This window comes from Rhizobium sp. 10PS4 (assembly GCF_032464805.1).
GTDB classification, from domain to species: domain Bacteria; phylum Pseudomonadota; class Alphaproteobacteria; order Rhizobiales; family Rhizobiaceae; genus Rhizobium; species Rhizobium laguerreae.
In genome coordinates this window covers 141,728-161,499 of record NZ_JAWDIW010000015.1, presented here as the reverse complement: position 1 = coordinate 161,499, position 19,772 = coordinate 141,728, and the positions used below count along the sequence as shown (strand labels likewise).

The following is a 19,772-nucleotide window of genomic DNA, read 5'->3' as shown; positions in this document are numbered from 1 at the left end:
GCAAAATAGCTCTTCCCGATGCAAGCACCAATGGCCTTTCGTCCGGCTTCGGCTTTTATATTCCGTAAGCCTGCATCACATTGTCGCTCTCCGGGCCTCTGTTCTCGCCGTCGACGCCGTTCTCGACGAGCCCGTGCCAGGCGTGATGAAGACCTTCCCGTTCATGTACGACGCGATTGCGCCCGAGCGCCTTGGCGAGATAGAGCGCCCGGTCGGCGGAGGCATAAACCGCCTGCTTGTTGCGCCCGGCGACGAGATCGGCAATGCCGCCGGAAACGGTGATGCGGATATCGTGCCCCTCGGCCTTGATGGCGCCGCCGGCGATCCGGGCCCGGACACCTTCAATACGCTGCATCCGTGCCTCCAGCGGCTCGCCGGATAGGATCACACCAAACTCCTCCCCACCCAGCCGTGCGACGACGGACACCTCATCGAAGGCGGATGTGAGCATGCCCGAAACGGCGACGATAACGGCATCGCCGCAGCCATGGCCGAAGCGGTCATTGATCGTCTTGAAACGATCGACGTCAAAAATCACTAGGGACGCGTTGCCATCGATATTCTCAAGCGCCTCGGCAAAGGCGCGCCGGTTGAGCAGTCCGGAAAGCGTATCCGTGCGGCTGAGCTTTTCGAATTCCGCCCGCGAGAGCGCAAGATCGCGCATGGCAAAGCCGGCAAACAGCGACAGCATGCCGGAAACGGTACCGCCGATCAGCCAGGAAAAGATCGCGCTGAAGCCGATTGCATGGGCGAGCGTCACCGGTAGAAGCCCGAGAAGATCGAGCGATGGCATCGTCAATGCGATAATGACTCCTGAGAGAATAACGGCAAGAAAAGCCATCTTCAGGGCGAAGACATAGACGTTCCTGCGGTATTGAAGATCGCCGAAATCGGCCTGCAGCGAAATCCAGTTTCTCATGAGAATCAACCTTCCTGCTCGGCGTTTCCAGGCATTGATAAGAGCCCAATTGCTGCGGGTGTCTTAATTGACTCGTTAAAATTCGAACGGTTTTGGACGTTTTGGTGGACAGAATTTTTCTAGCAAAGGATGCAGCTTTCCAGTCCCTGAATCGAACAGCGCAGAGAGACAGTTAAATAATTGATATAAAAGGGATTTATAGAGCTTCCAGACGCGGTTGCTCCAGAATGGCTTAACTGAAGAAAATACCGGTTTTTCCACGGATTTTTACAACCAGATGGAGAGCGCTATTCACAATTCCCTTTAAGAGCGGACCGGCTCGACGGCTGCTTCAATTGTAGACAGAAACAGACAATCGCAATGCTTGTGGAAGCGGGTTCCATATGCCTGTTCGAAGCCCAGCCGAGCGCAGGGCAGCGGCAGTCCAGGTGTTGCAGCCGAAGAGGGCGTTGAAGTATCCCCTGGCCTCGAAGAACCGGTCGATCTCGCCGTAACCCACACCCGGAATCGGCACCACCGCGCCCGCGTCGCGGACGAAGCTCTCGGAGATAAAGTCGCGCAGCTGCGCTAATTGATCCTCACTGACATTGAATGCCGTAACGGTGGGCTGCGGCTCGGTGATAGGGCCAGCAAGGTCCACATGCAGCACTGAACGGTCGATCGTCAGCGCGCGCAACACCGGCAGCGGCTTCAGCTCCGCCCATGTGGGCGTTTCCAGATAGAAGGCACGACCGCCCCAGCCGATAATGAGCCACTCCGCGCTCGGATGGCCGAGCGGAAAATCGGTATTGTCGAGGAAGGAAAAGGCAGCCCGCGTTTCCGCGTCGAGCGGAATGGCAATATCGGTATGGATCGGGCCTGACAGCAGCAGAACCCGATGCGTCACTGCGGCAGATGACGCCTTGACCGGCGCAATCAGCGGCCGGGGAATAAGGGTCCCGCAGACCGCCGAAAGCACGAGCAGGAATACGATCCGCAACAACCAGCGGATACCTGTCCTCATCGCAGCCGTCCATCACACATCGGACGTGGGCCTAGAACAGGAAATAGCGCTGCGCCATCGGCAGCACCGTCGCCGGCTCGCAAGTCAGCAGCTCACCGTTCGCCCTGACCTCGTAGGTCTCCGGATCGACCTCGATCTCGGGTGTCAGGTCGTTGTGGATCATCGATGCCTTGGAGATGCCGCCGCGCGTATTCTTCACCGCGACCAGTTCCTTGGCGACGCCGAGCCGGCCTTTCAGGCCGCCGTCGAGCGCGGCCTGGCTGACGAAGGTGACGGAGGAATTGGTGAGGCTCTTGCCATAGGAGGCAAACATCGGCCGGTAATGTACTGGCTGCGGCGTCGGGATCGAGGCGTTCGGATCGCCCATCGGGGCGGCCGCGATCGAGCCTCCGAGCAGCACCATATCGGGCTTCACGCCGAAGAAGGCCGGATTCCACAGCACGAGGTCGGCGCGCTTGCCGACTTCGACCGAGCCGATCTCACGGCTGAGACCATGGGCAATCGCCGGGTTGATCGTATATTTGGCGATATAGCGGCGGACGCGGAAATTGTCGTTGTCGCCTTTTTCCTCCTTCAGCCGGCCGCGCTGGCGCTTCATCTTGTCGGCCGTCTGCCAGGTGCGGATCGCCACCTCGCCGACGCGGCCCATGGCCTGGCTATCGGACGAGATGATCGAGAAGGCGCCGATATCGTGCAGGATGTCTTCGGCGGCGATCGTCTCCTTGCGGATCCGGCTTTCGGCAAAGGCGATATCTTCGGGGATCGACGGCGACAGATGGTGGCAGACCATCAGCATGTCGAGATGCTCGGCGATGGTATTGACCGTATAGGGACGCGTCGGATTGGTCGACGACGGGATGACGTTCGGCTGGCCGCAGATCTTGATGATATCAGGCGCATGCCCGCCGCCTGCTCCTTCCGTGTGGAAGGCATGGATGGTGCGGCCCTTGATGGCGCCGATCGTATCCTCGACGAAGCCGCTTTCGTTCAGCGTATCGGTGTGGATCATCACCTGCACGTCGTATTCGTCGGCAACCGACAGGCAGCAGTCGATGGCGCCTGGTGTCGTGCCCCAATCCTCGTGCAGCTTCAGCGAGGTGGCGCCCGCCAGCACCATTTCGGTCAGCGCCCCCGGCAGCGAGGCATTGCCCTTGCCGGCAAAGGCGAGGTTCATCGGGAAGGCGTCGGCCGCTTCGATCATGCGCGCGAGATGCCAGGGACCGGGCGTGCAGGTGGTGGCGAGCGTGCCGTGTGCCGGACCGGTGCCGCCGCCAAGCATGCAGGTCATGCCGCTCATCAGCGCTTCCTCGATCTGCTGCGGTGCGATGAAATGGATATGGCTGTCCATGCCGCCAGCGGTGACGATCTTGCCTTCGGCGGCGATCGCCTCCGTGCCCGGGCCGACGATGATGTTGACACCCGGCTGCATGTCGGGATTACCCGCCTTGCCGATCGCGACGATGCGCCCATCCTTGAGGCCGATATCGGCTTTGTAGATGCCCGAATGATCGACGATCACCGCATTGGTGATGACCGTATCGACCGCGCCATCCGCCCGCGTCACCTGGCTCTGTCCCATGCCGTCGCGGATCACCTTGCCGCCGCCGAACTTCACCTCCTCGCCATAGATGGTGAAATCCTTCTCGATCTCGATGAAAAGCTCCGTATCGGCAAGGCGTACCTTGTCGCCGGTGGTCGGTCCGAACATGCCGGCATAGGCGGCGCGCGAGATCTTGTAGGGCATATTCTGGTTCTACCTCTGGAGTTCCGAAAAATTGGGAGATTTCGATGCGGCCCGGTCGAAAGTCAGGGTCGTGCGGCAGCCGTTTCGCTTGTTGATTTCGCCGATGAGATGGTCGGAAAAATCGCCCGGAAATGCGATGAAGCTGCTCAACGATGCCTCTACGGTCGCAGCGTCCTGGACCATTACATTTGACATGTGCAGCAGCCTTGTCATGACCCCGGCAATGACCTCCTTGCTGTATTTCAGCTTCTGCCGAAGCACCCAGATCGTCTCGACAACGACCACATGGTTGACGAAGAACGGTTCGCGGCTCCCCACAACGGCAGCGCGAACCAGGGCGAACTGGTCCGGCGTGTGGTCCCCCTCGGAAAGATCGGTGAGAAAGATCCTGAGCAGGATATTCGTATCAATCCCCAGCATTCCATGATCCCGTCGCCATTGCACCGCGCGCCTCGGCGATCCATTTTTCAATGTCATCGCCCGAAACCGGTTCGTCGCTCTTCAGAACTCCTATCAAGTCGGCAAGACTTTCTCTCAGCACACGAACTTCGAAAACGCCGTTGGAATTCGCGACGAAATCGATCCGGTCTCCGGCATGAATGTCCAACGACTTGCGCAACCCTGCAGGCAGCGTGATCTGATTTTTCGATGTGACCTTTGCCGATGTCGCCATAACAAGTCTCCTTACCTTTTGTTCAAAATGTAAGGCGTTTTGCCGGATGCCGCAATGTTTGTCCCAAGCCGCCGAAGCCGCCCCTCGTCGATATACCGGTCCACCAGCTGCCGCTCGGCGGCGAACGGATGCCATTCCCAGCCGACATGGCCGAAGCCAGCGAGCGTCACCTCGGCCTCGTCACGTCTCTCCAGCACCTCGCCGATCACGATCATGCCGCTGCTCGGCACCACGTATGGCTGAGGATCAAAAGCCGAAATCGCTGCATCGACGGCATCGTGAATCGACTTGTCGATGATGACGTGCGTCTTGCCGGTGTCTGCGCAGAAGGCGCTGAACTCAGCGGTATAGTCGTCGCAGAAATCGTCGAGTTCCGGATGCGAGACGGCAAGCGGCGCCCGCATCGCGGCGAATTTTTCCGGGTCGCGCACGCTCCAGATTTCGCCGGCCGACACGACGCCCGGATGGGCGCGCCACTCACGCGAACCAAGCATCGCCTTTGCCGGCCTGCCGGTGTTGCAGACCGCAACGGCATCCGTGCGGCTGCCGCCGGCCCCATAGGAGCGGCAGTCATTGAAGCGGATGACGAAATCGGCGGCATCGATGACACCAGCCTCTGCCTCTCCGATGTCGCCATTGCCGACGATCATGATCTTCCTGATCACCCTAGTTGCTCATCATATCTTCGAGCTCTTTCAGCTCTTTCGTGCGTTTATCCGTAATGTTGGCGAGGCATCCGGCAACCAGCATCGGCTCCATCGTGCCGCCGCGGGCCTGAAAGCCGAAGGCGTCGCATTCGGCATCGCGATAATCGATCCAGGCGCGCTGCGCCTTGACCAGCGCCTGCTCCGCGCCCTTCATGTCGCCATCCAGGTCCTTGTCGATCGCTGCCAAGACGGCGCGGGTCTTCTTGTATTGCGCATTCAAAGCCTTGTCGGCGGCCTCATGACGCGCCGCCTCGCAAGACGTCATGTCCGATTGCGTCTTGGGACTGTTGCAATCGATATCCTCAGCAGAGGCAGCACCTGCCGTCAGCAGCATCGCCGCCCCGACGAGGCAGATATTCAAGCGCATGCATTCCTCCAGATTATTGTTCTTAAAGCTTGCCCATCACCAGCTGCCGGAAGCCGTAAACCTCGCGCTTGCCGGAAAGCGGGATCAGCGTCACCGAGCGCGTCTGCCCCGGCTCGAAGCGCACCGCCGTCCCTGCCGGAATATCGAGCCGCTTGCCATGCGCCGCCGCGCGATCGAAGGAAAGTCCCGCATTGGTCTCGGCGAAATGATAGTGGCTGCCGACCTGCACCGGCCGATCGCCTGTATTGGAAACCTCCAGCGTCACCGTCGGCGCGCCGGCATTCAGTTCGATGTCGCCGCTTGCGGCAATGATTTCGCCTGGAATCATCTCGTCCTCCTTAAGCCGCCTTGGGCGCGCAGCCCTCAGCTTTCAGCACACGCTTCGTCGACGCTGGATTTTTGACAAGCATCGCCGCCGGCCGAATGGGCCTCGCGACGAGATTGCCGCCGCAGTTCGGGCAGACACCCTTCAACACGCCGTCCACGCAATCGGCACAGAAGGTACATTCATAGGTGCAGATCCGTGCCTCAGTGCTATCAGGCGGCAGATCCTTGTCGCAGCATTCGCAATTGGGCCTGAGCTCGAGCATCCCTATCTCCTCACCGGATCGGCTCGTGCACGGTGACGAGCTTGGTTCCATCCGGGAACGTTGCCTCCACCTGCACGTCGTGGATCATCTCGGCAATGCCCTCCATCACCTGGGAGCGGCCGATCACATGGGCGCCAGCTTCCATCAGCTCGGCAACCGGGCGGCCATCGCGGGCGCCTTCGACGACGAAGTCGCTGATCAGCGCGATCGCTTCGGGGTAATTCAACTTGACGCCGCGCTCCAGTCGCCGCCGCGCCACCATCGCCGCCATCGAAATCAACAGCTTGTCTTTTTCTCTCGGAGTGAGGTTCATCGCTTGTCCATCTGCTTGACCGAATGCTTACGTTCATAGATTCCAGACTTTCGGCACAGGCGCACCATTGCGCAAGGCGGAAATGACGGGGATCAGGATTTTTCTGAGCGAGAAGCCGTCGGCCGCTGCTAGGCGAACGACGAGCTTGCCATTCCAAGCGCTCGCACCGCCCATCGATCCTTCGACCAGCGGCCGGACTTTGCTAAGATAGGCTTCTGAAAGCGGCCCGGCATAAAGCAACGTCGCAAAGGCCACCTGTCCGCCGAGCACGGCCTGCCGCGCCGCCAGTGCCGCCACACCTTCGGAAAGCCTGAGTTCTTCGGCGTGGATCAGTTGACCCGAGCGGCGGATCCGCCAGCGATCGCGGAACAGCCCCGATACCACCGCCTCACCCATCGCCTTGCGGCCGAGCAGCACGGCTTCGACGGCCAGAAATTCGGCGCTCTCGTCAAGATCGACATCCAGCCGGCGGAAAAGTGCGGCCCGGTCGAAGAGGATCGTTTCCTGCGGCAGCCAGTCGACGCGGGCTTGGGCTCCGACCTTGATGCTGGTCGCCACCTCGGCGATGCCGGCCGATGCCTTGTAGATCTTCTCGCAAGCCTGAGTGGTGACGTCGATGCGCGTGCCGGGGCCGGCATCCACGCTCCAATCCATCCGATCGCCGCCCGTCAAACCGCCAGCAGTATTGATGATGACGGCTTCCATGGAGGCGTCGAAGGTATCGGGCAGGCGGATTTTCGCCGCCCCCTCCTGATAGAGTTCACGGATGCGCGTGCGGCCATCGAACAGCTTTGCCGCCAGATGCCCGCGCCCTTCCGCTCTTTGCGGTCTCGTGCCTGCCGCCGCGATCGTCATATCGTCCCTTTCGGCCGCGCCCCTGGTTTTCATTCAAGCGCGCGGATAGCAGAAAGCAAGCAATTCCTATGCCGCCCCGAGCAGACCTTTGCCGGCGGCGGAAGGTTTCCCAGGCGCCGCGCCCTCTGCTGCAAAATGCGGCATCTGCCGGTCAGACAGTCAGGTGGCGGCGGGCCTCCGGCGTATCCAACGTCTCGGCAAGCCCTTCATGCACGATTTCGCCGCGATCCATGATGTAGACATAGTCGGCAAGCTCGCGGCAGAAATCGAGATATTGCTCGACGAGCAGGATCGCCATGCCTGTAGAGTCGCGCAGATAGCGGATCGCCCGGCCGATATCCTTGATGATCGATGGCTGAATGCCCTCGGTCGGCTCGTCGAGCACGAGAATCCTCGGCCGTGTCACCATGGCGCGCCCGATCGCCAGCTGCTGCTGCTGCCCGCCAGAAAGATCGCCGCCGCGACGTGACAACATCGACTTCAGCACCGGGAAGAGACTGAAGATGTCATCGGGGATGTTGCGGTCGCGGCGGCCAAGCGGAGCAAAGCCGGTTTCGAGATTTTCCTTGACGGTGAGCAGCGGGAAGATTTCGCGCCCCTGCGGCACATAGCCGATGCCCTGCTTGGCGCGGGCAAAGGGCGGCAAGCCGTTGAGCTTGGTATCGTTGAAGGTGACGGTACCGGCCGACAGCGGATGCTGGCCGGTAACGGCGCGCAGAAGAGAACTCTTCCCCACGCCGTTACGCCCCAGCACGCAGGTGATCTTGCCCATCTCCGCTTTGATCGAGATGCCGCGCAGCGCCTGAGCGGCGCCGTAGTGGAGGTTTGCGTTTTCGACTGTCAGCATCGGTTTCCCTTTAAATCAAACTGCTGTCGGAGCAGGCCGCTGCCCCTCATCCGGCTGCCGCCACCTTCTCCCCGCTTGCGGGGAGAAGGGAATATGCCGCGACCTGTCCGTCCCTCGTCCACCTCTCGCATGGCACGTCCCCTCGCCCCGTTTACGGGGAAAGGGTGAGGGTGAGGGGCATCCGGCAAACGCGACGCTCACCGCCCCAAATAGTTCTCGATGACCTTCGGATCCGAACTCACAAAATCGATCGACCCTTCGGCCAGCACCGATCCCTCAGCAAGGCAGGTCACCTTGACGCCGAGGTCTCGGATGAAGCCCATGTCATGTTCGACGACGACGACAGACCGGGTTTTGGCGATATCCTTGAGCAGGATCGCAGTTTCCGCCGTCTCCGCATCCGTCATGCCGGCCACCGGCTCGTCGACGAGCAGGAGCTTCGGCTCCTGCGCCAGCAGCATGCCGATCTCCAGCCATTGCTTCTGCCCGTGCGAGAGATTGGCGGCGAATTCGTCGCGGCGATGCGTCAGCCGCACCGTTTCGAGGATCTCGTCGATGCGCGTCTTGTCCTCGCCCGAAAGCCGGTAGAACAGTGTCGAGAACACGCTACGACGGCGGTTCAGCGCCAGCTCCAGATTGTCCCACACCGTATGGCTTTCGAAGACTGTCGGCTTCTGGAACTTGCGGCCGATGCCGAGCTGGGCGATATCGGCCTCGTCCTTCTTGGTAAGATCGATCGTGCCGTTGAAGAACACCTCACCCTCATCGGGCCTGGTCTTGCCGGTGATGATATCCATCATCGTCGTCTTGCCGGCGCCGTTCGGGCCGATGATGGCGCGAAGCTCGCCGGGTTCGATGACGATCGACAGCGAATTCAGCGCCTTGAAGCCGTCGAAGGAAACCGAGACGCCGTTGAGATAAAGCACGCTGGTGGGTTTGACGTCGGGGATCATGGCGCTCACTCCGCTGCCTGGATTTTCGGCTCGATACCGTCTTCCTCAGCCGCCGGTGGTGCCGCCTTGGAGACGACCTTCCGCTTGCCGAGATATTGCGCAATCGTGCCGACGACACCCTTGGGCAGAAACAGCGTGACGGCAACGAAGAGGCCGCCGAGCGCAAACAGCCAGAACTCCGGGAAGAGGCCGGTGAAGATCGTCTTGCCGCCGTTGACGAGGATCGCGCCGATGATCGGGCCGATCAGCGTCGCCCGTCCGCCCACCGCCGTCCAGATGACGACTTCGATCGAATTGGCGGGCGCGAATTCGCCGGGATTGATAATGCCGACCTGCGGCACGTAGAGCGCACCGGCAATACCGGCCATCATCGCCGAGACGACGAAGGTGAAGAGCTTGAAGTGCTCGACGCGGTAGCCGAGAAAGCGTGTGCGGCTTTCGGCATCGCGCACGCCGACCAGCACCTTGCCGAACTTCGAGCGCACGATCGCCGAGGCGAGCAGCAGCGACAGCGCCAGGAAGATCGCAGTTGCGGCAAAAAGGACTGCACGCGTGCCGTCAGCCTGGACGTTGAAACCGATAATGTCCTTGAAATCGGTAAGGCCGTTATTGCCGCCGAAACCCATGTCGTTGCGGAAGAAGGCCAGCAGCAGCGCGTAGGTCATCGCCTGGGTGATGATCGAGAGATAGACGCCGTTGACGCGTGAGCGGAAGGCAAACCAGCCGAAAACGAAGGCGAGCAGGCCGGGCACGACGAGCACCATCAGCGCCGCAAACCAGAAATGGTTGAAGCCGTACCAGAACCAGGGCAGATCCTTCCAGTTCAGGAACACCATGAAGTCGGGCAGAACAGGGTCTCCGTAGCTGCCGCGCGTGCCGATCTGGCGCATCAGATACATGCCCATCGCATAGCCGCCGAGCGCAAAGAAGGCACCGTGGCCGAGGGAGAGGATGCCACAGAAGCCCCAGACGAGATCAAGCGCCAGCGCCAGCAGCGCATAGGTCAGATACTTGCCAAACAGCGACATGATATAAGTCGGCACGTGCAGCGGATTGCTCGGCCCCGTCATCAGGTTCAGGACCGGCACAAGGACGGCGACGAGAAGCAGGAGGGCGATGGCAATGACGATCTTGCGATCGAGTGATCGGAGAAGGAAGGCCGTTATCATGCTTCCACCGCCCTTCCTTTGAGTGCGAAGAGCCCGCGGGGACGCTTCTGGATGAAGAGAATGATGAGGACGAGCACCAGGATCTTGCCGAGCACGGCACCAGCGAAGGGCTCGAGGAACTTGTTGACGACGCCGAGCGAGAGTGCACCGACCAGCGTACCCCAGAGATTGCCCACACCGCCGAAGACGACGACCATGAAGCTGTCGATGATGTAGGATTGACCGAGGTTCGGCGAGACATTGTCGATCTGGCTGAGCGCCACGCCGGCAATGCCGGCAATGCCCGAGCCGAGCGCGAAGGTGAAGGCATCGACCCAGCCGGTGCGGATGCCCATCGACGACGCCATGCGCCGGTTCTGCGTAACGGCACGCATCTGCAGGCCGAAGGCGGACCGTTTGAGCAGCAGGAGCAGCGCCACAAAGACCACCATCGAAAAGACGATGATCCACAGTCGGTTCCAGGTGATGGAGAGCCCGCCGAGATCGAAGACGCCGGACATCCAGGTCGGATTGCGGACCTCGCGGTTGGTGGGACCGAAGATGCTGCGCACCGCCTGCTGCAGGATGAGCGACACGCCCCAGGTGGCGAGCAGCGTTTCGAGCGGCCGGCCGTAGAGATAGCGGATGACGGCGCGCTCGATCACCAGACCGACGAAGCCGGTAAAGACGAAGGCCGCAGGCACGGCAAAGGCCAGCGAATAATCGGCAAGTTCAGGAAAGGCGGAGGTGATGTACTCCTGCACCACATAGGTGGTGTAGGCGCCGATCATCACCATTTCGCCATGCGCCATGTTGATGACGCCCATGACGCCGAAGGTGATGGCAAGGCCGATCGCGGCAAGCAGCAGCACCGAGCCGAGAGACAATCCGTACCAGATGTTCTGGACGATATCCCACAGCGCCAGGCTGCGATTGATGGAGCTGATATCCGCCTGGATCGCCGGCTTCAGGTCGTCAGGCGCGGTTTCGAGTGTGGTCGTGAGGATGGTCAACGCATCGCGATTGCCGCGCGCCGCGATCGTATCGATCGCAGCCTTCTTGTCTTCGACGCTCGCATCCGTCTTGAGCAGCAGCACTGCGCGTGCCGCTTCCATCGTATTCTTGATCTCAGCGTCCTTTTCGGCCGCAAGAGCCGAGTTCAGCAGGTCGAGATTGGCGGGATCGGCATCTTTCAGAAGGCCCTGCGCCGCGGCAAGCCGCGCTGAACGGTCCGGGCTCATCAGCGTCAGCTGGCTGGTGGCGGCTCCGATGACGCCGCGAAGCGCGTTGTTGATCTTCACCTTCGTCATCAGATCCGGATCGACATCGGCAGCGGCTTCGCCGGTGATCGGATCGGAATAGGTCGGTTCGTCATCGGTACCGCCCCGGAGGAGAACCGGGCCGCCATCGGAATTGACGTAGAGAAGGCCGTCGCTCAACTGCTGCAGGATCTGGCTGACATGCGGATCCTTGGAAGCGACCAGCGCCTTGATGGCCGCTTCGCGTTCCGGGAAATCGCCGACGCCGAGCGCGTCGATGAGCACGTGGATATCGTCCTGAGCCTGGACTTCGCTCGAGATCATCACGCCCGAAAATGTCAGGCCCGAAAATGCCAGGCAAACCGTGATGAGGAAAATCTTTATGGCGCGATACATCGGCTTTCTCGCCCTTGATAGTGTTGGCCTCGCGGCGCAATCGCTGGGACGGAGCTTCCGCCCGGGATCAAACCCGGACGGAATCCTTCATACAATCATCGGATCGGGGTCGTACTCAGGAGCCCTTGCCACCGCACTTGCCCGTAGCGACGTTGAAGTTGCCGCAGGACATCGGCTTGCGCCAATCGGAGATCAGATCCTTGGAGTCAGGCAGAAAATCTGACCATTCGTCGCCGACGACGGCAGGTGTCTGCTGGACGATTTCGAACTGGCCGTCGGCCTGGATTTCACCGATCAGCACCGGCTTGGTGATGTGGTGGTTCGGCATGACGGTCGCATAGCCGCCCGAGAGGTTCGGAACGCTGACGCCGATAATGGTGTCGAGAACCTTGTCGGTATCGGTCGTGCCGGCAGCCTGGACGGCCTTAACCCATGCGTTGAAGCCGATATACGCAGCTTCCATCGGGTCGTTCGTCACGCGCTTGTCGTTCTTGGTGAAAGCGTGCCAGTCCTTGATGAACTTCTTGTTGGCCGAGCTTTCGACCGATTCGAAGTAGTTCCAGGCAGCGAGATGGCCGACGAGCGGCTTGGTGTCGAGGCCGGCAAGCTCTTCTTCGCCGACCGAGAAGGCGACGACGGGGATGTCGGTTGCCTTGATGCCCTTGTTGCCCAGTTCCTTGTAGAACGGAACGTTGGCATCGCCGTTGATCGTAGAGACGACGGCGGTCTTCTTGCCGGCCGAACCGAATTCCTTGATCTTGGAAACTTCGGTCTGCCAGTCGGAGAAGCCGAACGGCGTGTAGTTGGTCATGATGTCTTCTTTCGGAATACCCTTCGAAATCAGGTATGCCTCGAGAATCTTGTTGGTCGTGCGCGGATAGACGTAGTCCGTACCTTCGAGAACGAAGCGCTTGACGCCTTCTTTTTCCATCAGGTAGTCGACAGCAGGAATGGCCTGCTGGTTCGGAGCAGCGCCGGTGTAGAAGATGTTGCGCGAGGACTCTTCGCCTTCATACTGGACCGGGTAGAAGAGGATCGAGTTGGTCTCTTCGAAAACCGGCAGAACGGACTTGCGCGACGAGGACGTCCAGCAACCGAAGACGGCGGCAACCTTGTCCTTCTGGATCAGCTCACGTGCCTTTTCGGCAAACAGCGGCCAGTCGGAAGCCGGGTCGACGACGACGGCCTCAAGCTTCTTGCCGAGAAGGCCGCCCTTCTTGTTCTGCTGGTCGATGAGCATCAGCATGGCGTCCTTGAGCGTGGTCTCGGAGATGGCCATGGTGCCGGAGAGCGAGTGCAGAATGCCGACCTTGATCGTGTCATCGGCGGCAACTGCACCGCTAAAGGCGGCCGACGCCGCCATGACGGCGCCGAGCGCTGCGCCCGTAATAGTGGATTTGAGCTTCATCTGGTTGAACTCCCCTCTTCTTGTTCCGCAACAGACCGGAAACGGAGATTAACTGTTGCTTAAAGAACTATCGGGTGCTGCAGCGCGAAAACACATACGTCGATTGACGTAGGCGCGGGGGTCAAACAGGCAGCAGGCCGGGAGAGAGGTGGCATCCCCCACCGCGGGAGATGCCCCGTCGATTCTCTCGGAGGAATTATCCGTCGATCGTCAAGACGATGGCCGTCGGACCGTAAGAGAGGCTCGCCCTATGGCCTGCGACGGTCAGCTTTTCGAAGGCGCCGGTCACGGCGCTGGCCTTCAGGATCTCGATCTTCGTTCCAGGCGTCGGGACAAAACCGTCGGCAAGCGTCACATCGAGCTCGCCGGCTAGCACCGCCTTGCCATGAACGATCAGCGTACCCTCGCCGTTCGCGCCGAGCCTCTGCTTCATCACGGCCGTGGCAAGCTGCTGATAGTCGCCGCCGACGGTCACGGGCTTGTCCGCCGCCAGAACGAGCGAACCGCGGTCAGCCGTCAGGCCGCCAGTACCGAAGGCCGACGGCGAGAGGGCCACCAGCGCGCCCTCTTCCAGCACGGTGCCGCCGGCATAGCTGTTCGCACCCGACAGCCCGAGGATGCCTTCGCCGTGCTTCACCAGCCTGCCCTTGCCGGTGATGTCGTTCCGCCAGGTATCGATCGCATTGAAACCGCCCTTTGCCGCATCCATCGTCACGGTCACGTCCTGTTCGAACGCGCCGTAGCCATCGGCGGCGGCAAACAGGTTGAGACGGCCGTAACCTTCCGCGTCGTCGAGCAGCGGATAGCCGGAGGCGATCTCCGTCGTCTTCAGCACGTCGCGGCGCTGCTCGCCGTCCAGATAGGGCAGACGCGTTTCGAGAAGCGCTTCGGCGCCCTGCGGCACACGCGCCGGCTGATCGGTCGCATGGATCGTCGGCAGGCCATAGCTCAGGCGCTGCAGCACGTAAGCGCGATTGGCGTCACGATCGGCGAAACGATCTGCAGCCAGCGGTGCCGCATGGGCGGCAACCTCGAGCGCGCCCGCATCCGCAACGCCTGATTTGGCGACGAGCCATGCCTGCGCTTGGGCGTAAGCATCGCTCTTCAGCGCCGCATTGTCGGCCTTGTTCAGATTGTAGACGACCGTGGCGGTGCCGAGCATCCGGCCGCCCATCACGTCGAGAGGAGAATGCATGCCGGCAAGGATGCGGTCTTCACCCAGCTCGCTGGCGCGCGTGATCATTTCCTGAAAGCGCTGCGGCACGAGATAGGCCATGGCGAGCCCATCCCGCCAGGCTTCCGCCGTATGTCCGCTCGGGAAACCGCCGTCCTCAACCGGCTTGCCGCTCTTGGCAGGCTCCAGCGTCGGGACGACAGATACCTCCTGGCTCCAGCGGTAGGGACGGCCATATTTGAAATAGCGCTTGGCCGGCTCCGTCGAGCCGTCACCGCTGGCGGCAATGATGAAGTCGATTGCAAGGCCCATGTCGGGGTTGGCATCGGTCTTGCTTTCCGTGTCCGGCTTGCTGCCGGCGCCGCGATTGTTGCCCTTGTCGTCATATTTGACCGTTGTCGCGTCGGCCGCCACCTCGGTGATCGTGGTGGTCTGCTTCGAGCCGGCCTTCCAGGCATCCGTCAGCGGACCGAGGCCATCGACGATGCTGGCATTCTTGCCGCGCCGATCGTCGAGATAGGCGGCCACCGCCTGGTCGGCCGTCCGCGCCCGCGTCGCATTGACGACATAGGCAATGTTGGCGTCATGGACGGCCTGGTTGACGATATGGCCGTCAGTCTTGCTGGCGGGAATACCATCCCAATCCGTCTTGGCGACCTCCGGGCAATTGTCCTTTGCCGGAGCTTCGACACCCGCATCGACGAAAGGCGTGCGCGGGGTCCAGATTTCGAGGAAGCCGGAGAGAAGGTGAACGGCGGCGTTGGTGTTCGCCGTCGAGAAGCAGGCGTCACCGCGTTTGTTGGTGTTTCCGGCCTGCGCATAAGGCGCTTTCGCCGCCGTGGACTGCTCGGCGCTGGCAAGCGATGGCACGATGGAAAGGAGGCAGACGAGAGCGGTGCTCAGGCGGCAAAGGCTTAAAACAGACATGGTGATACCCGAAATGGTTGAACGAACGCCGCGAGAGTTAGAGCTCTTATGTGACAGATCAATTGCAAAAATATTGCCATTCTGTGAACCAGTCGGTGCCTGCCTCTTGCCTTTCCCAACCATCCCGCCAAAACTGCCGGAGAGACGATGAGCCCAACCGGAATGCCGGAAAGGAAGACATGGCAGCGCGCCAACGCATCATTCCGGTGAGACGCGAATACAATCGCTGGGTCGCCAACCAGACGCTGGAAGATTACGCGCTGCGCTTTACTGCCAAGAGCGCCCGCCATTTCTCCTCGCAGCGCATCTCGCAGACGGCGATCGGCGCAATCTCCTTCCTGGCGCTGGAGGCAATCGGCGGCGCAATCACCCTCTCCTATGGCACCACCAACGCCTTTTACGCCATTGTCGTCGCCTCGGTCGCCATGCTGGCGATCGGCCTGCCGATCAGCCGCTACGCCATTCGCCACGGCGTCGACATCGATCTGCTGACGCGCGGCGCGGGCTTCGGCTATATCGGCTCGACCATCACCTCGCTGATCTATGCGAGCTTCACCTTCATGCTGTTTGCCATCGAGGCTTCGATCATGTCCGGGGCGTTGGAGCTCACCCTCGGCATCCCGCTCTGGATCGGCTACATCATCAGCGCCGTCATGGTGATCCCGCTGGTAACGCACGGCGTACGGCTGATCAGCAAGTTCCAGCTGATGACCCAGCCCTTCTGGATCGTGCTGAATATCCTGCCCTTCATCTTCATCGCCCTGCTGGACTGGGAAAAATTCGATCTCTGGCGCGCCTTTGCCGGCATCCGCCATGCCTCCGGCCCGCCCGGCACCATCGCCGAATTCGATCTGGTGGAGTTCGGCGCCGCCTCCGCCGTCATCCTGGCGCTGATGTCGCAGATCGGCGAACAGGCCGACTTCCTGCGCTTCCTGCCGCCGGACCCGCAGCGCAAGTGGCGCCACCGCCTGGCGATCTTTCTCGCCGGGCCCGGCTGGGTCATCATCGGCGCGCCGAAGTTGCTTGCTGGTTCATTTCTGGTCGTGCTGACCTTCACTTCGGGCGTTCCCCTCGATCGCGCCGCCGACCCGGCGCAGATGTATCTGACCGCCTTCGGCTACATGGTCCCCTGGCATAATGGCGCGCTGCTGTTGATGGCCGCCTTCGTCGTCGTCTCGCAGCTGAAGATCAATGTGATGAACGCCTATGCCGGCTCGCTCGCCTGGTCGAACTTCTTCTCGCGGCTGACCCACAGCCATCCCGGCCGCGTCATCTGGCTGGTGTTCAACGTCGCAATCGCCCTGCTCTTGATGGAACTCGGCATCTATCGGCTGCTGGAGGAGACGCTCGGCATCTTCTCGATCATCGCCATGGCCTGGCTCTGCACGATCTCCGCCGATCTCTTCATCAACAAGCCGCTGGGGCTGGCTCCCCCCGGCATCGAGTTCAAGCGCGCCCACCTCTACGACATCAACCCGGTCGGCCTTGGCGCCATGACGCTGTCGGCGACGGTGTCGCTGATTGCCCATTTCGGCGCCTTTGGCGAGATCGCCGCCTCGCTCGCGCCCTATATCACCCTCGTCATCGCGCTGGTCGCCTCGCCTGTCATCGCCTGGGCAACGAAAGGCAAGTTCTATCTCGCCCGCAAGCCGCGCCAGAGCTGGAAGAACCTGACGAACATCACCTGCTCGGTCTGCGAGCATCCCTTCGAGCCGGAGGATATGGCCTGGTGCCCGGCCTACGCCGCGCCGATCTGCTCGCTCTGCTGCTCGCTCGACAGCCGCTGCCACGACATGTGCAAGCCGGCCGCCCGTTTCAACGCGCAGGTCGGCACCGTCGCCAAGGCGCTGCTGCCGGAAGCCATTCTGGAGAAGCTGACGACGCGCCTTGGCCGCTACGGCATCGCCGTCGTGCTGGCATTGACCGCCATCGGTGCAATCCTGGCGATGATCGCCCATCAGGTCGCCTCTGCCTCGCCCGAGACGGGTGAGGTCGTCAATCGCACCATCCTCATCGTCTTCTTCGTCTTCTCGGTGATCTCAGGCGTCGTCTGCTGGTTCTATGTGCTCGCCCATGACAGCCGCGTCGTTGCCGAGGAGGAATCATCACGCCAGAACACGCTGCTGCTCAAGGAAATCGCCGCCCACAAAAAGACCGACGCCGCCTTGCAGAACGCCAAGGAAACAGCCGAGGCCGCCAACCGCGCCAAGAGCCGCTACGTCGTCGGGCTCAGCCATGAATTACGCACGCCGCTGAACGCCGTGCTCGGCTACGCCCAGATCCTCGAACGCGACGAGACCATCCCGGCGCCGCGCCAATCCTCGATCAAGGTCATCCGCCGCAGCGCCGAACACCTCTCCGGGCTGATCGACGGCCTGCTCGATATTTCCAAGATCGAGGCCGGCCGCCTGCAGGTCTATTCCAACGAGATCAACATCCAGGATTTCCTCGACCAGATCGTCGATATGTTCCGCCCGCAGGCGCAGGCAAAGGGGCTTGCCTTCATCCATGAGCGCGCGCCGGCCTTGCCGCAATTCGTCCGCACCGACGAAAAGCGCCTGCGCCAGATCCTGGTCAACCTGCTCTCCAATGCCATCAAGTTCACCGACGAAGGCAGCGTCACCTTCGACGTCGGCTATCGCAGCCAGGTCGCGACCTTCGCCGTTGCCGATACCGGCCGCGGCATCACGGAGAAAGACCTGCCCCGTATTTACGAACCCTTCCAGCGCGGCGAGGCCGAAAGCGTGCGGCCGATGCCGGGGCTCGGCCTCGGCCTCACCATCACCCGGCTTCTGACCAATACGCTTGGAGGCGAGATCTCGGTTGCAAGCGTGAAGGACGAAGGCTCGACCTTCCGCGTCCGGCTGATGCTGTCCGCCGTCATGCGCGCCGTGGCCACAGCGCCGCAGGAGAAGCGCATTGTCGGTTATGACGGCCCGCGCCGCACGGTCGTCGTCGTCGACGATAACGAGGACCACCGCGAGATGATGCGCGAGATCCTGGCGCCGCTCGATTTCATCGTGCTGACGGCGGCAGGCGGCGGCGAATGCCTGACGCTGATCGAGGGCATCATGCCGGACCTCTTCCTCGTCGATATCCTGATGCCCGGCATGAACGGCTGGCAGCTCGTCTCGCGTCTGCGTGAGGCCGGCCAGACGGCGCCGGTGCTGATGCTGTCGGCCAATATCGGTGATGCGGCCGTTCTCAGCGACAGCGACGACAGCCACAATGATGCGATCGGCAAGCCGGTCGACATCCGCCAACTGCGCGACAAGCTCGCCCTGCATCTCGGCCTGACATGGATCTATGCCGATGCCACGCCAGCCGTTCCTGTCAAGATCGAAGCGCCGATGCTGAGCCCAGGTGCTGCCCATGTGCAGGAATTGCTGCGGCTCGGCGAGATCGGCTATATCAGAGGCATTGAAGCCAAGCTTTCAGACCTTGCCAAGGTGGAGGCAAATCAGCCATTCACGGAGGAACTTCGCGCCTATGTCGCCGCCTTCGATCTCGCCGGCTTCATGACCTTCCTGCACGACTTCGACGAAAAGGTGGAATCCATTGGCTGAGCCGGCCCTCCCCCGCGACATCGTTCTGCTCGTCGACGACTCCGCCGAAGCCCTCGGCTTCATGACCGACGCGCTCGAACAATCCGGCTTCTCCGTGCTGATCGCCACATCAGGCACGGCGGCACTTGGTATCGTCGAGCGCATCACACCCGATCTTATCCTGCTCGACGCGGTGATGCCGGGTATGGATGGCTTCGAGACCTGCCGCCGGCTGAAGGCGAATGCTGCTGTAGCGCAGGTGCCTGTCGTCTTCATGACCGGCCTGACCGAGACCGAGCATGTCGTGCACGCGCTGGAATCCGGCGGCGTCGATTATCTCAGCAAACCGATCAACATCGATGAACTGCGCGCCCGCATCCGCGTCCATCTGCGCAACGCTCGCTCGGCCCAAAGCGCCCGCATCGCCCTGGACGCAGCCGGCCGTCATCTGCTGGCAGTCAAGGGCGACGGCGCCATCCACTGGTCAACGCCGCAAGCGACACGGCTGGTCAATGCCGCCATGGGCAGCGACGACGGCATGGAAATCGTCGTCCGCCATATCACCGGCTGGATGCGCGACCGCGTCGCCGCAGTGCGCGACGGCATCATCTCGATCGCCCATGCCGGCCAGGCAGCGTTGCAGCTCGCCTTCCTCGGCGCAATCGGCCCTGACGAATATCTCTTCCGCCTCACCGCCGCCAGTCAGCGCAGCGACGACGAGGTGCTGCGCCAGCGCTTCTCGCTCACCCAGCGCGAATCCGAAGTGCTGCTCTGGATCGCCAAGGGCAAGGCCAACCGCGACATCGGCGAAATATTGGGACTGTCGGCGCGGACGGTGAACAAACACCTCGAACAGATTTACGTGAAGCTCGGCGTCGAGAACCGCGCCTCGGCCGCCGTGAAAGCCACGCACGTGCTGTACGAGATGTAAGAGGGTGATGGAG

19 protein-coding genes are annotated in these 19,772 nt (G+C 61.6%); 2 read left to right on the top strand and 17 right to left on the bottom strand.

The features are described from left to right. Positions 1 to 55: 55 nt before the first annotated feature. From RWJ89_RS27100 to RWJ89_RS27020, 17 genes are all read right to left on the bottom strand, one after another. Positions 56 to 919: a GGDEF domain-containing protein gene (locus RWJ89_RS27100; protein ID WP_168284854.1), complete on the bottom strand. Its 864-nt coding sequence runs from the start codon at positions 917 to 919 to the stop codon at positions 56 to 58. A 331-nt stretch (positions 920 to 1,250) separates the two neighbouring features. Continuing rightward, the gene (locus tag RWJ89_RS27095) at positions 1,251 to 1,922 is read right to left on the bottom strand and encodes a TIGR02117 family protein (protein ID WP_131665211.1); all 672 of its coding nucleotides are present in this window, start codon (positions 1,920 to 1,922) and stop codon (positions 1,251 to 1,253) included. A 31-nt stretch (positions 1,923 to 1,953) separates the two neighbouring features. Continuing rightward, entirely contained in the window at positions 1,954 to 3,666 is a 1,713-nt protein-coding gene (ureC, locus tag RWJ89_RS27090; RefSeq protein WP_077979098.1) for an urease subunit alpha, read from the bottom strand. Positions 3,667 to 3,675: 9 nt separating this feature from the next. Then, positions 3,676 to 4,086, bottom strand: coding sequence for a PIN domain-containing protein (locus RWJ89_RS27085; RefSeq protein WP_077979099.1), 411 nt, complete (start codon positions 4,084 to 4,086; stop codon positions 3,676 to 3,678). Then, the gene (locus RWJ89_RS27080; RefSeq protein WP_017961742.1) at positions 4,073 to 4,339 is read right to left on the bottom strand and encodes an AbrB/MazE/SpoVT family DNA-binding domain-containing protein; all 267 of its coding nucleotides are present in this window, start codon (positions 4,337 to 4,339) and stop codon (positions 4,073 to 4,075) included. Before RWJ89_RS27080 ends, RWJ89_RS27085 begins: the two co-directional genes overlap by 14 nt. 11 nt (positions 4,340 to 4,350) lie before the next feature. Beyond that, positions 4,351 to 4,989, bottom strand: coding sequence for a Urease operon accessory protein (locus RWJ89_RS27075; protein WP_131639770.1), 639 nt, complete (start codon positions 4,987 to 4,989; stop codon positions 4,351 to 4,353). Between the two features lie 16 nt (positions 4,990 to 5,005). Continuing rightward, positions 5,006 to 5,413, bottom strand: a complete 408-nt coding sequence (locus RWJ89_RS27070) for a lysozyme inhibitor LprI family protein (RefSeq protein WP_131639738.1) — start codon at positions 5,411 to 5,413, stop codon at positions 5,006 to 5,008. Positions 5,414 to 5,435: 22 nt separating this feature from the next. After that, complete coding sequence (locus tag RWJ89_RS27065) at positions 5,436 to 5,741, bottom strand: urease subunit beta (protein ID WP_003542314.1); 306 nt, start codon at positions 5,739 to 5,741, stop codon at positions 5,436 to 5,438. A 10-nt stretch (positions 5,742 to 5,751) separates the two neighbouring features. Continuing rightward, positions 5,752 to 6,003 (bottom strand): DUF1272 domain-containing protein, encoded by a 252-nt coding sequence (locus RWJ89_RS27060; RefSeq protein ID WP_077979102.1) that lies wholly within the window; start codon positions 6,001 to 6,003, stop codon positions 5,752 to 5,754. 10 nt (positions 6,004 to 6,013) lie between these two features. Beyond that, positions 6,014 to 6,316, bottom strand: a complete 303-nt coding sequence (locus RWJ89_RS27055; protein WP_003542318.1) for an urease subunit gamma — start codon at positions 6,314 to 6,316, stop codon at positions 6,014 to 6,016. Positions 6,317 to 6,349: 33 nt separating this feature from the next. Beyond that, positions 6,350 to 7,171 carry an urease accessory protein UreD gene (locus RWJ89_RS27050; RefSeq protein WP_077979269.1) on the bottom strand — a complete coding sequence of 274 codons (822 nt, stop codon included), beginning with the start codon at positions 7,169 to 7,171 and terminating at the stop codon, positions 6,350 to 6,352. A gap of 151 nt (positions 7,172 to 7,322) precedes the next feature. After that, complete coding sequence (urtE, locus tag RWJ89_RS27045) at positions 7,323 to 8,018, bottom strand: urea ABC transporter ATP-binding subunit UrtE (RefSeq protein ID WP_003542323.1); 696 nt, start codon at positions 8,016 to 8,018, stop codon at positions 7,323 to 7,325. A 197-nt stretch (positions 8,019 to 8,215) separates the two neighbouring features. Continuing rightward, positions 8,216 to 8,971 (bottom strand): urea ABC transporter ATP-binding protein UrtD, encoded by a 756-nt coding sequence (gene urtD, locus RWJ89_RS27040; protein WP_077979103.1) that lies wholly within the window; start codon positions 8,969 to 8,971, stop codon positions 8,216 to 8,218. Between the two features lie 5 nt (positions 8,972 to 8,976). Further along, positions 8,977 to 10,140 (bottom strand): urea ABC transporter permease subunit UrtC, encoded by a 1,164-nt coding sequence (gene urtC / locus RWJ89_RS27035; RefSeq protein ID WP_094087560.1) that lies wholly within the window; start codon positions 10,138 to 10,140, stop codon positions 8,977 to 8,979. Further along, a complete protein-coding gene (gene urtB / locus RWJ89_RS27030; protein ID WP_131665213.1) occupies positions 10,137 to 11,774 on the bottom strand; it encodes an urea ABC transporter permease subunit UrtB in 1,638 nt (545 codons plus the stop codon). The genes urtC and urtB overlap by 4 nt, the downstream gene beginning before the upstream one ends. A 115-nt stretch (positions 11,775 to 11,889) precedes the next feature. Continuing rightward, on the bottom strand, positions 11,890 to 13,182 hold the full coding sequence (gene urtA, locus RWJ89_RS27025) for an urea ABC transporter substrate-binding protein (RefSeq protein ID WP_131665214.1): 1,293 nt from the start codon (positions 13,180 to 13,182) through the stop codon (positions 11,890 to 11,892). Between the two features lie 196 nt (positions 13,183 to 13,378). After that, the gene (locus RWJ89_RS27020) at positions 13,379 to 15,283 is read right to left on the bottom strand and encodes an acid phosphatase (RefSeq protein ID WP_168329456.1); all 1,905 of its coding nucleotides are present in this window, start codon (positions 15,281 to 15,283) and stop codon (positions 13,379 to 13,381) included. A gap of 179 nt (positions 15,284 to 15,462) precedes the next feature. On the opposite strand from RWJ89_RS27020, the gene RWJ89_RS27015 reads away from it, so the two are divergent. Further along, positions 15,463 to 18,849: a hybrid sensor histidine kinase/response regulator gene (locus RWJ89_RS27015; protein WP_221943042.1), complete on the top strand. Its 3,387-nt coding sequence runs from the start codon at positions 15,463 to 15,465 to the stop codon at positions 18,847 to 18,849. Further along, positions 18,842 to 19,759: a DNA-binding response regulator gene (locus tag RWJ89_RS27010; protein WP_316031711.1), complete on the top strand. Its 918-nt coding sequence runs from the start codon at positions 18,842 to 18,844 to the stop codon at positions 19,757 to 19,759. The genes RWJ89_RS27015 and RWJ89_RS27010 overlap by 8 nt, the downstream gene beginning before the upstream one ends. Positions 19,760 to 19,772: the final 13 nt, after the last annotated feature.

Coding starts and splice junctions, on each gene's coding strand:
- RWJ89_RS27055 (WP_003542318.1), bottom strand. CDS start 6,316: ATGAACCTCACTCCGAGAGAAAAAGACAAGCTGTTGATTTCGATGGCG.
- RWJ89_RS27100 (WP_168284854.1), bottom strand. CDS start 919: ATGAGAAACTGGATTTCGCTGCAGGCCGATTTCGGCGATCTTCAATAC.
- urtB (WP_131665213.1), bottom strand. CDS start 11,774: ATGTATCGCGCCATAAAGATTTTCCTCATCACGGTTTGCCTGGCATTT.
- RWJ89_RS27015 (WP_221943042.1), top strand. CDS start 15,463: ATGGCAGCGCGCCAACGCATCATTCCGGTGAGACGCGAATACAATCGC.
- RWJ89_RS27085 (WP_077979099.1), bottom strand. CDS start 4,086: ATGCTGGGGATTGATACGAATATCCTGCTCAGGATCTTTCTCACCGAT.
- RWJ89_RS27065 (WP_003542314.1), bottom strand. CDS start 5,741: ATGATTCCAGGCGAAATCATTGCCGCAAGCGGCGACATCGAACTGAAT.
- RWJ89_RS27070 (WP_131639738.1), bottom strand. CDS start 5,413: ATGCGCTTGAATATCTGCCTCGTCGGGGCGGCGATGCTGCTGACGGCA.
- RWJ89_RS27095 (WP_131665211.1), bottom strand. CDS start 1,922: ATGAGGACAGGTATCCGCTGGTTGTTGCGGATCGTATTCCTGCTCGTG.
- ureC (WP_077979098.1), bottom strand. CDS start 3,666: ATGCCCTACAAGATCTCGCGCGCCGCCTATGCCGGCATGTTCGGACCG.
- RWJ89_RS27020 (WP_168329456.1), bottom strand. CDS start 15,283: ATGTCTGTTTTAAGCCTTTGCCGCCTGAGCACCGCTCTCGTCTGCCTC.
- urtD (WP_077979103.1), bottom strand. CDS start 8,971: ATGATCCCCGACGTCAAACCCACCAGCGTGCTTTATCTCAACGGCGTC.
- RWJ89_RS27060 (WP_077979102.1), bottom strand. CDS start 6,003: ATGCTCGAGCTCAGGCCCAATTGCGAATGCTGCGACAAGGATCTGCCG.
- RWJ89_RS27080 (WP_017961742.1), bottom strand. CDS start 4,339: ATGGCGACATCGGCAAAGGTCACATCGAAAAATCAGATCACGCTGCCT.
- urtE (WP_003542323.1), bottom strand. CDS start 8,018: ATGCTGACAGTCGAAAACGCAAACCTCCACTACGGCGCCGCTCAGGCG.
- urtA (WP_131665214.1), bottom strand. CDS start 13,182: ATGAAGCTCAAATCCACTATTACGGGCGCAGCGCTCGGCGCCGTCATG.
- RWJ89_RS27075 (WP_131639770.1), bottom strand. CDS start 4,989: ATGATCGTCGGCAATGGCGACATCGGAGAGGCAGAGGCTGGTGTCATC.
- urtC (WP_094087560.1), bottom strand. CDS start 10,140: ATGATAACGGCCTTCCTTCTCCGATCACTCGATCGCAAGATCGTCATT.
- RWJ89_RS27050 (WP_077979269.1), bottom strand. CDS start 7,171: ATGACGATCGCGGCGGCAGGCACGAGACCGCAAAGAGCGGAAGGGCGC.